Source organism: Bacillus sp. L_1B0_5 (assembly GCF_000836715.1).
Taxonomy (GTDB): domain Bacteria; phylum Bacillota; class Bacilli; order Bacillales; family Bacillaceae_G; genus Bacillus_A; species Bacillus_A thuringiensis_S.
In genome coordinates, this window is the sequence record NZ_JXIS01000090.1 from 1 (window position 1) to 627 (window position 627).

Here is a 627-nt window from a genome sequence, read left to right on the forward strand (position 1 = left end):
TTCGTAATATATCCTTCTTCACAAGACGTAAACGTCAATTTTTCTTGATTCTCCTCACAATCCATAAGCGTGACATACCCATTTCCAGGTCCTTCTTTTTTGGCAATAACACGTAAGACATACCCATGATTATGTTGGAGATGGACATTTTGAGATACGCCAGCACTCCAATTAGATAGAACCAATACAGAAACACCATCTATTTGTTGTACGTCTGCATTTCCAGTTACATGCCACCCCATTACCCCTTGTGTAAAATCACCATTTTTAATAATATTTCTTGTATCATACAAATAACGCGCTTGTGCCACTCGTGCATCCAACTCTACATAGATGTCATAATTCATACCTGGAACATCTGACAACCAATCATTGTACACATATGGAATCGATTGTACCAAATACTCAGCGTACTGAATTTGAGCGAGTGTCGTATCAAACTGTAAAGCCTCATCTTGTACATTTGTGAATAAAGCATTAATGGCTTGTTTCGCTACATCATATGCTTGTTGTGTTTCCGAACGTTTTGCTTCCATTTGATCGTTCCATTTCTTCTCCATGTGTTTCACGCGTGACAGTGCTTCCCCATCTATTGGCCCTTCTTCAATTACTTCTAAATTATCTAAT

Annotated in this window: 1 pseudogene; it reads right to left on the reverse strand. The window is 38.3% G+C overall.

Annotation, left to right across the window (positions count from 1 at the left end):
- Nucleotides 1-627, reverse strand: a pseudogene (locus RT27_RS35365) (pesticidial crystal protein); the annotation flags it as partial.